Origin of the sequence: Streptomyces sp. NPDC058157, from assembly GCF_042884105.1 — a bacterium.
In the GTDB taxonomy this organism is placed as follows: domain Bacteria; phylum Actinomycetota; class Actinomycetes; order Streptomycetales; family Streptomycetaceae; genus Streptomyces.
On the sequence record NZ_JBHVUQ010000096.1, the window covers coordinates 20,783 to 29,180 of the forward strand.

An 8,398-nucleotide genomic window follows, 5' to 3' on the forward strand; every position below is an offset into this window, starting at 1 on the left:
CCGCCCCGCACCCGAGCCGGGCGCCCCCCTCACCCCCGCCCCAGCAGTACCGTGCCCGATGAGCAGAACCAGCCGCCCGTGCCCGATGCCAGGGCCACCTCCGGCAGGCCGCCACCGCCGCCGCGCTTGGTGACCTGGCGGCCCGGGCCCGCCTCGCCGCGGAGCTGGCGGACGGCTTCCACCAGGAGGAACAGGCCGCGCATGCCCGGGTGGCAGGCGGAGAGGCCGCCGCCGTCCGTGTTGACCGGGAGTTCCCCGTCACGCAGCAGGCGGCCCTTCTCCACGAAGGCGCCGCCCTCCCCCTTGGCGCAGAAGCCGAGGTCCTCCAGCGTCACCAGGGTCATGTACGTGAAGGCGTCGTAGATCTCGGCGAGGTCCACGTCCGCCGGGGTGAGCCCCGCGCGGGCGAAGGCGCGGCGGCCCGAGACGGCGGCGGGGGAGACCGTGAAGTCCTCCCACTCCGACATCGTGGTGTGGGAGACGGCCGTGCCCGTGCCCAGGACCCAGACCGGGGTCTTCGCGCTGTCCGGGACGTACTCCTCCGCCGCCAGGAGCACCGCGCAGCCGCCGTCGGAGCGGATGCAGCAGTGCAGCTTGGTGAAGGGGTCGGCGATGGGGTCCGAGGTCAGGACGTCCTCGACCGTGATCGGGTCGCGGAACATCGCGTCCGGGTTGGCGGCGGCGTTCGCCCGGGCCTGGACGGCCACCGAGGCGAGCTGCTCCAGCGTCGTGCCGTACTCGTGCATGTGGCGCCGGGCGGCCATCGCGTACTTGGCGACCAGCGTGTGCCCGTACGGCACCTCGAACTGGAGCGGCCCGCGCGATCCGAACGACAGGTTCGAGGTGCGCCGCCGGGCCTTGATGTCGGCGCGGGCCGTCGAGCCGTAGACCAGCAGGACGGCGTTGGCGTGGCCGGCGGCGATGGCGTCGGCGGCGTGGGCGGCCATCACCTCCCACGTCGATCCGCCGACGGACGTCGAGTCGACCCAGGTGGGCCGCAGGCCGAGGTACTCGGCCACCTCCACCGGCGCCAGGACGCCGAGGCCGGCCGAGGCGAAGCCGTCGATGACGGAGCGGTCCAGGCCGGAGTCGGCCAGGGCCCGGCGGGCCGCCTGCGCGTGCAGGGCGTACGGGGTCGGGCCGTCCACCCGGCCGCAGTCCGAGAGGGCGACGCCGACCACCGCGACCCGGCGGCGCGGGGCGGGAAGGGACGGGGACACGGGCGGTGCGGACAGGGGTCCGGACAGGGGTCCGGGCAGGGGTCCAGGCATGGGGGAACGGTACATCTGACACTACGTCAGATGTAACCCCGCCGGGCCTGCGATCCGGCCCTACCCGCCCCCCGCCCCCGCCCTCAAAGCCCGCCCCCCGCCCCCTGTGCATCTCGCCCCCGCCGCTCTAACATGACGGCCCGTCAGAAACGGGGAGGAGCCCGACGATGGATGCCGCCTTCACCGCGGAGCAGGACGAGATGCGCCGCACCCTGCGCGAGATCCTGGGCAAACGCTGCGGCCCGGACGAGGTCAAGGCCGCCGTCCGGACCGACACCGGATACGACCGCGAGCTGTGGCAGCGGCTCTCCCGGCAGCTCGGCCTGCCCGGCATCGCCGTCGCCGAGGAGTACGGCGGCGTCGGCTGCACCCCCGCCGACCTGGCCCTGGCCTGCGAGGAGACCGGGCGCGTGCTGCTGCCCTCGCCGCTGCTCGCCACCGCCGCCCTCGCCGCCCCGCTGATCGGGGCCCTCGGCACCGACGCCCAGCGCGCCGCCCTGCTGCCCGCGCTCGCGGCCGGGGAGCGCACCGCCGCCCTCGCCGTGCCCGGCCCCGCCCTGGCCACCGCCCTCGCCCTGACCGGCGACAACGCCCCCGGCGACTGGGCGGGCGGGGGCCGCGCGGGCGGGGTGCAGGCCCGCGCGGACGGCGCCGGCTGGCGGCTCTACGGGGAGGTCGCCCAGGTCCTCGACGGGCACAGCGCCGGCCTGCTCCTCGTCGCCGCGCACACCGGTGGCTTCGCCCGGGCCCGGACCCTGCTGTTCCTGGTCCGCGGGGACGCGCCCGGCCTCGTCCGGGCCCGGCAGGCCACCCTCGACGAGACCCGCCCGCAGGGCCGCATCGAACTACGGGACGTGGAGGCCGAGTTGCTCGGCGGGGCGGAAGCAGCGGGAGCGGCGGGAGTCGCGGGACAGGACGGCCACGGGCCCGACCCGCTCCCCGCCCTGGCCGCCACCGGTCTCCTCGCCGCCTCCGTCCTCGCCGCCGAGGCCGTCGGCGCGGCGGGCCAGGCGCTGGCCCGCACCGTGGAGTACGTGCGCCAGCGCGAGCAGTTCGGCCGGCCCGTCGGCTCCTTTCAGGCGGTCAAGCACCGCCTCGCCGACCTCTACGTCCAGGTCCAGGCCGCCCGCTCGGCCGCCTACTACGCCGCCTGGGACCCCGGCCAGGGCGCCCTCGCCCTGGCTCAGGCCCTGGAGGCGCTGCGGATCACGGCGGGGGAGGCCATCCAGCTCCACGGGGGCATCGGCTTCACCTGGGAGCACGACGCCCACCTCTACTTCAAGCGGGCGGCCGCCGACGAGCTGCTGTTCGGCCCGGTCCACCGGCTCCGCGGCCACGCCGCGCAGCAGGCCGGCCTCTTCCCGGCACCCGACCCCGTCCCGACTCCACAGAACCCACAGAGCCCGCAGAACCCACAGAAGGCGGCCGTCTGATGGCTCCCGGTGCGACCCTCCCCGTAAAGATCATGCAGAAGGTGTCCTCGACCCTCCTCTTCGCCAAGATCGCACCGCACTTCATCCCCGCCATGGACAAGGCGGTGCACCGCCTGACCGGCGGAAAGGTGCTGCTCAGCGCCCGGATGCTGCCCGGGGTGATCCTCACCGCCAAGGGAGCCAGGAGCGGCGAGCCGCGGACCACCCCGCTCGCGTGCATGCCGGAGGACGGGGGCGCGAGCTGGCTGCTGATCGGGTCCAACTTCGGCCGCCCCGGCCACCCGGCCTGGACCGGGAACCTGCTCAAGCACCCGGACGCGGACGTGAACTGGCAGGGGCGGGACATCGCGGTACGGGCCCGCCTGCTGGAGGGGGCCGAACGGGCGGAGGCGTGGCGGGCGGTGTTGAAGTTCTGGCCGCCCTACGCGACGTACCAGGCGCGCATCGAGCGCGAGATCAGACTGTTCCGCCTGGAACGCCGCTGACCGCAGGAAGCACTGCTGCGGCTGCATCTGCCGGAGCCTGCGCCGACGGCGGACCCCCGAGCGGGGTCCGCCGTCACCTGGTCGGCTTCTTGCCGGTGATGCCCAGGTGCACGAGCAGCGCCAGGTTGGGCTTGAGTTCCGCCTGCTTGACGCCCCAGGTCTGGAAGCCCTTCTGGTGCGAGGCGACCGCGGCCAGCATCGCCACCAGTGAGCCGGCCATCGCCGCCGGGCTGAGCTCCTTGTCGACCTTGCCCTTGGCCTGGAGCTCCTTCATCGACTCCGTAAGGGAGTTGGTGACGGAGTTCAGGATCTTCATGCGGATCTTGTAGAACCGCTTGTCGCCCTCGGCCGCGCCGAGGTCGACCACGCGCAGGATCGCGTCGTTGCGGCGCCAGAAGTCCAGGAATCCCTCGACCAGTTCCTCGGCGGCCGCCCAGCCCGCCTTGCCGACCCAGTTGCGGCCCTCGACGAGCGCGGTCAACTGGGCGCCCTCCGTGGCCATTTGCTCGGCGATCTCCAGGACGGCGCCCTCGACGTCCGGGAAGTACTGGTAGAAGGTGGCGGGGCTGGTACCGGCCTTGCGCGCGACGTCGATCACCTTGACGTCGCGGTACGGCGAGGAGCTGAGCATCTCGCTGAGGCAGTCGAGCAGCTTCTGCCGCGTCGCCTGGCCGCGCCGGCCGGCGACACGCCCGTCGACGGTGCGTACTTGTCCTGTCATGCCGTCAGCTTACCGAGGGGGCTCCGGCGCGCTATTCGGCCGCCTGCAAATGGGGTTACCGCCCCGCCGGCAACCCGCCTACCAGCCTGGGAGCGGCCGCGGGGCATCCCGGACCGACGGATTTCGGCCGAATTGCGGCGCCGGTGAGCGGCCCGTGCGAGACCGGCCCACCCCCCTCCGTACCCTCCCGTATCCCCCGAATAGTCTTATCAACAGGGTGTGGACAACCTTTCGGGCGGACCATGTCCATCAGGGACAGACCCAGCGCAACCGGAAGGAACCTCCCCATGGTCGCATTCGCGGAAGGCTCCCCCTGCTGGGTCGACGCCTCCCTGCCCGACGTCGAGGCGGGCAAGCGCTTCTACGGCGAGCTGTTCGGGTGGACCTTCGGCGGCAGCGCGGGACCCGAGTACGGCGGCTACACCCAGGCCTACAGCCGCGGCCGCAACGTCGCCGCCCTCGCCCCCAAGCCCGACGGCCGCATGCCCACCGTCTGGGGCATCTACCTGTACACCGCCGACGCCTACGCCTGCGCGGCCCGCATCCGCGCCGCCGGCGGCCAGATGGTGATGGACCCGCAGCCCGTCGGCCCCTACGGCACCGCCGCCCTGGCCGCCGACCCGGGCGGCGCCGTCTTCGGGCTCTGGCAGCCCGGCACCCACCACGGCTTCGAGGCCCAGGACGAGCCGTACACCTACTGCTGGGGCGAGCTCTACACCCGCGCCCGCGACGCGGTGGACGTGTTCTACGCCACCGTCTTCGGCTACGTCCCCGAGGACCAGTACGACCCCGACGACCCGGGCGCCGCCACCGGCACCCACACCGGCACCCACACCGGCACCCACAGCGCCACGGGCACGCCCGCCGCCGCCGAGTACCGCCTCTGGTCCCCGCCCGGCTCCGCGCCCGGCGCCACCACCGCCGTCCTGGGCCGCAGCCTGATCACCGACGCCTTCCCGGAGATCATGCCCGCCCACTTCCTGGCTTACTTCGCCGTCCCCGACTGCGACGCGAGCGTGGCCACGGTGCAGCGCCTCGGCGGGCGCGTGACCGCCGATCCGTTCGACACGCCGTACGGCCGGATCGCCGTCGTCGCCGACAATCAAGGAGCCGTCTTCGCCCTCCTGTCGGAGCCGCGCGCGAACGCGGACCCGGAGCCGGGGCCGGACCAGGCGCGGGCCTGACAGAATCGGGAGGGCGCGACTCCTGGCCACGGGCCCGGAGTCGGGGCGCGCGCTGGTGGACGCGCCGGTGGACGCGCTGGGAAAGAGCGGGCCCGGGCAGAGGGTCCGTACGGGGAGGTGTGGAGGCGAGTGGTGGAGCAGCTGACGCAGCACGACCCGAGACGGATCGGCCCCTTCGAGGTGCTGGGACGGCTCGGCGCCGGCGGCATGGGGCTGGTCTATCTCGCGCGGTCGGCATCCGGGCGGCGGGTCGCGATCAAGACGGTGCGCACCGAGCTCGCCGAGGACCAGCTGTTCCGCGTGCGGTTCACGCGCGAGGTCGAGGCGGCGCGCGCGGTGTCCGGTTTCTACACCGCGGCCGTGGTCGACGCCGACCCGCGGGCCGCCGTGCCGTGGCTGGCGACCGCGTACGTGCCGGCGCCCTCGCTGGAGGAGATCGTCAACGAGTGCGGGCCGATGCCCGTGCAGGCCGTACGGTGGCTCGCGGCCGGGATCGCCGAGGCGCTGCAGTCCATCCACGGGGCGGGCCTGGTCCACCGCGACCTCAAGCCGTCCAACGTGCTGGTCGTCGAGGACGGGCCGCGCGTGATCGACTTCGGCATCGCGAGCGGCGTGTCCAACACGCGGCTGACGATGACGAACGTGGCCGTCGGCACCCCCGCCTACATGTCGCCGGAGCAGGCGAAGGACTCGCGCAGCGTCAAGGGCGCCAGCGACGTGTTCTCGCTCGGCTCCACCCTGGTCTTCGCCGCGACCGGACACCCGCCGTACCACGGGGCCAATCCGGTCGAGACGGTGTTCATGCTGCTGCGCGAGGGACCCAACCTCGACGGGCTGCCGGACGAGCTGCGGCCGCTGATCGACTCCTGCATGCAGATGGACGCGGCCCAGCGCCCGACCCCCGCCGACCTCCAGGCGCAGCTCGCCCCGCACCTCTTCGACGGCGGCGACGACAGCGGCACCGCCTCGGCCTGGCTGCCGGCGCGGGCCGTCGCGATGATCGAGGCCCGGCGCGCCGGACACCGCACGCCCGCCCCCGGAGTCCCGTCCCCGGGCGGCCCCTCCCACGCCCCGCACGGCGGCTCCGCGGCCGCCCCCGCCTCCGGGCACGCCTCCGGGCACGCCCCCGCCTCCGGGCACGCCCCCGCGCCGCCCGTCTCCGGGCCCACCACGCACCGCCGCCCCGCGCGCGGCACCGCCGACCCGTTCACCGACCCGCGCACCGGGCAGGCCCTGCCCCCGCGCCCGGACCGCCCGCCGCTGGCGCCGGTCCCCTCGCTGCCCGGCGCGCCCGTGCAGCTCGGCGGCTCCCCGGTGCCCATCGGGCCCGGCCCGCGCGCGACGGCCTCCGCCCCGGCCGGGCTCGCCGCCGCGGACTCGGCGACCGGCTGGGTGCGCCCGCCGGCCGGGGTCCAGGCCCCGGCCGCGGCCCCGGCGGCCACCCCGTCCGTGCCGGCTCCCGGGCCGTCCCCGGACAGCGGGCGCTGGCGGCCGTGGCGCTTCCGCATGTCGAACGAGGTGTGGGGGACCCCGACCGTCGCGGGCGACCTGCTGTACGTCACCTCCTTCGAGGTGCACGCGCTGGACGTCGGCAGCGGCCGGCGCCAGTTCAAGACCCGGGACGTCGCCTGGTCCATGGCGGTCGCCGACGGCCGCATCCACGCCTCCGACGGGCCCTCCCTGTTCGCCCTCGACGCCAAGGACGGCTCCGAGCGGTGGCGGCTGAACGCCGACGCCTGGGTGTACGCCCTGCGCGCCGAGCGGGGCACCGTCATCACCGCCACGCGCGGCGGCGGCGTCCAGGGCTGGGAGGCCTCCAACGGGCAGAAGCTGTGGGAGCTGAGCGGCGCCCAGACCGACTTCGAGACCCCGGAGGCGGCCCCCGTCCTGCACGACGGCACGGTCTACGTCTGGCAGGACGCCCGGCTGCGCGCCCTCGACGCCCGCTCCGGCCTGGAGGCCTGGTCCTACCCGGTCGGGGACGCGGCCTCCTGCGGCAACGTCCCGGTCCGCGTCACCCCGGCCCCCGACGGCAACGTCTACGTGGCCGCCGGCACCCGGGTGCTGTCCGTCGACCGGGCCTCGGGCCGGGTCCGCTGGCACTTCGAGGCCCCGGCCGTCTTCCTGGCCCCGCCCGCGTTCGCGCCGGGCCCGGCGGTCACCGGCGGCGGGGTCTACCTGGCCGACTACCTGGGCACCGTCTACGCCCTGGACGCCGCCACCGGCAAGGACCGCTGGCGCATCGCCACCGAGCCGCGCCCGGCGGCGGACCCGGTGCTGGTGGCGGGCGGCAACGTGCACCTGGGCGCGGGCAGCGCCCTGTACACGCTCGACGCGGTCACCGGCACCCCGAAGTGGCGGTTCGCGGCGGGCGGGGAGATCACCGGCCCGCCGGTGGTCGCGGACGGACGGGTCCACTTCGGCTCGGCCGACCACTGCCTGTACACCCTGGACGCGGCGGGCGGGCAGCTGCGCTGGAAGCTGGCCACGGGCGGCGAGATCACCGGTGCGCCGGTGGCGGAGGCCGGCGTGGTGTACGCGTGCAGCAAGGACCGCTGCGTGTACGCCCTGGACGCCGCCAAGGGCACGGGCACCCGTACGGGAGGCTGACCGGACGGGGTCGGGGCGCCGCGGCGTCCCGACCCCCTTCGAACGGGCCTCGAACATGCCCGGAACGCCCCGGATGGGCGGTCTGTCGGAGGGCTCCAGGGCCCCGCCGGGTCGCGTTCCGCACCGGGAGTGACAGGATGGGACCCATGAGCAACGTCTACTTCGACATCAACATCAACGGCGCCCCCGCCGGCCGCATCGTCTTCAACCTGTTCGACGATGTCGTCCCGCAGACCGCGCGCAACTTCCGCGAGCTGGCCACGGGCCAGAACGGCTTCGGCTACGCCGGCTCCGGCTTCCACCGCATCATCCCCCAGTTCATGCTGCAGGGCGGTGACTTCACCAACCACAACGGCACCGGCGGCAAGAGCATCTACGGCGAGAAGTTCGCCGACGAGAACTTCGAGCTGAAGCACGACCGCAAGTACCTGCTGTCGATGGCGAACGCCGGCAAGAACACCAACGGCTCGCAGTTCTTCATCACCACGGTCGTCACCCCGTGGCTCGACGGCAAGCACGTCGTCTTCGGCGAGGTCGTCGAGGGCCAGGCCCTGGTCGACCAGATCGAGGCCCTGGGCTCGCAGTCCGGCGCCCCCAAGGGCAAGGTCGAGATCGCGGCCTCCGGCGTCGTCGACGCCGCCTGATCCACGTCCACGGACGCCGGCGGCCCCGCCCCCCTTCGGGGGAGCGGGGC

At 74.6% G+C, this 8,398-nt stretch carries 7 protein-coding genes; 5 read left to right on the forward strand and 2 right to left on the reverse strand.

The window, feature by feature from the left end; all coding sequences use genetic code 11:
• Window positions 1-29: 29 nt before the first annotated feature.
• On the reverse strand, window positions 30-1,271 hold the full coding sequence (locus ACFVXK_RS22990; RefSeq protein WP_389614481.1) for an acetyl-CoA acetyltransferase: 1,242 nt from the start codon (window positions 1,269-1,271) through the stop codon (window positions 30-32).
• A 167-nt stretch (window positions 1,272-1,438) separates the two neighbouring features.
• Between ACFVXK_RS22990 and ACFVXK_RS22995 the strand changes: the two genes are divergently transcribed.
• The gene (locus ACFVXK_RS22995; RefSeq protein ID WP_389614483.1) at window positions 1,439-2,704 is read left to right on the forward strand and encodes an acyl-CoA dehydrogenase family protein; all 1,266 of its coding nucleotides are present in this window, start codon (window positions 1,439-1,441) and stop codon (window positions 2,702-2,704) included.
• On the forward strand, window positions 2,704-3,189 hold the full coding sequence (locus ACFVXK_RS23000; RefSeq protein WP_389614485.1) for a nitroreductase family deazaflavin-dependent oxidoreductase: 486 nt from the start codon (window positions 2,704-2,706) through the stop codon (window positions 3,187-3,189). Before ACFVXK_RS22995 ends, ACFVXK_RS23000 begins: the two co-directional genes overlap by 1 nt.
• Window positions 3,190-3,262: 73 nt before the next feature.
• Here the strand turns inward: ACFVXK_RS23000 and ACFVXK_RS23005 are convergent, their stop codons facing one another.
• Complete coding sequence (locus ACFVXK_RS23005; protein ID WP_389614487.1) at window positions 3,263-3,910, reverse strand: TetR family transcriptional regulator; 648 nt, start codon at window positions 3,908-3,910, stop codon at window positions 3,263-3,265.
• A gap of 287 nt (window positions 3,911-4,197) precedes the next feature.
• On the opposite strand from ACFVXK_RS23005, the gene ACFVXK_RS23010 reads away from it, so the two are divergent.
• The 3 genes from ACFVXK_RS23010 to ACFVXK_RS23020 all read left to right on the forward strand — a co-directional run bounded on the left by ACFVXK_RS23010 (window position 4,198) and on the right by ACFVXK_RS23020 (window position 8,348).
• On the forward strand, window positions 4,198-5,094 hold the full coding sequence (locus ACFVXK_RS23010) for a VOC family protein (RefSeq protein WP_389614489.1): 897 nt from the start codon (window positions 4,198-4,200) through the stop codon (window positions 5,092-5,094).
• 132 nt (window positions 5,095-5,226) lie between these two features.
• Entirely contained in the window at window positions 5,227-7,704 is a 2,478-nt protein-coding gene (locus ACFVXK_RS23015; RefSeq protein WP_389614491.1) for a PQQ-binding-like beta-propeller repeat protein, read from the forward strand.
• 146 nt (window positions 7,705-7,850) lie between these two features.
• A complete protein-coding gene (locus tag ACFVXK_RS23020) occupies window positions 7,851-8,348 on the forward strand; it encodes a peptidylprolyl isomerase (RefSeq protein WP_389614493.1) in 498 nt (165 codons plus the stop codon).
• The last annotated feature ends 50 nt before the right edge of the window (window positions 8,349-8,398 follow it).

Bases quoted from the DNA above. Each gene is read 5' to 3' on its own strand.
- ACFVXK_RS22990 (WP_389614481.1), bottom strand. From the start codon at position 1,271: ATGCCTGGACCCCTGCCCGGACCCCTGTCCGGACCCCTGTCCGCACCG.
- ACFVXK_RS22995 (WP_389614483.1), top strand. From the start codon at position 1,439: ATGGATGCCGCCTTCACCGCGGAGCAGGACGAGATGCGCCGCACCCTG.
- ACFVXK_RS23000 (WP_389614485.1), top strand. From the start codon at position 2,704: ATGGCTCCCGGTGCGACCCTCCCCGTAAAGATCATGCAGAAGGTGTCC.
- ACFVXK_RS23005 (WP_389614487.1), bottom strand. From the start codon at position 3,910: ATGACAGGACAAGTACGCACCGTCGACGGGCGTGTCGCCGGCCGGCGC.
- ACFVXK_RS23010 (WP_389614489.1), top strand. From the start codon at position 4,198: ATGGTCGCATTCGCGGAAGGCTCCCCCTGCTGGGTCGACGCCTCCCTG.
- ACFVXK_RS23020 (WP_389614493.1), top strand. From the start codon at position 7,851: ATGAGCAACGTCTACTTCGACATCAACATCAACGGCGCCCCCGCCGGC.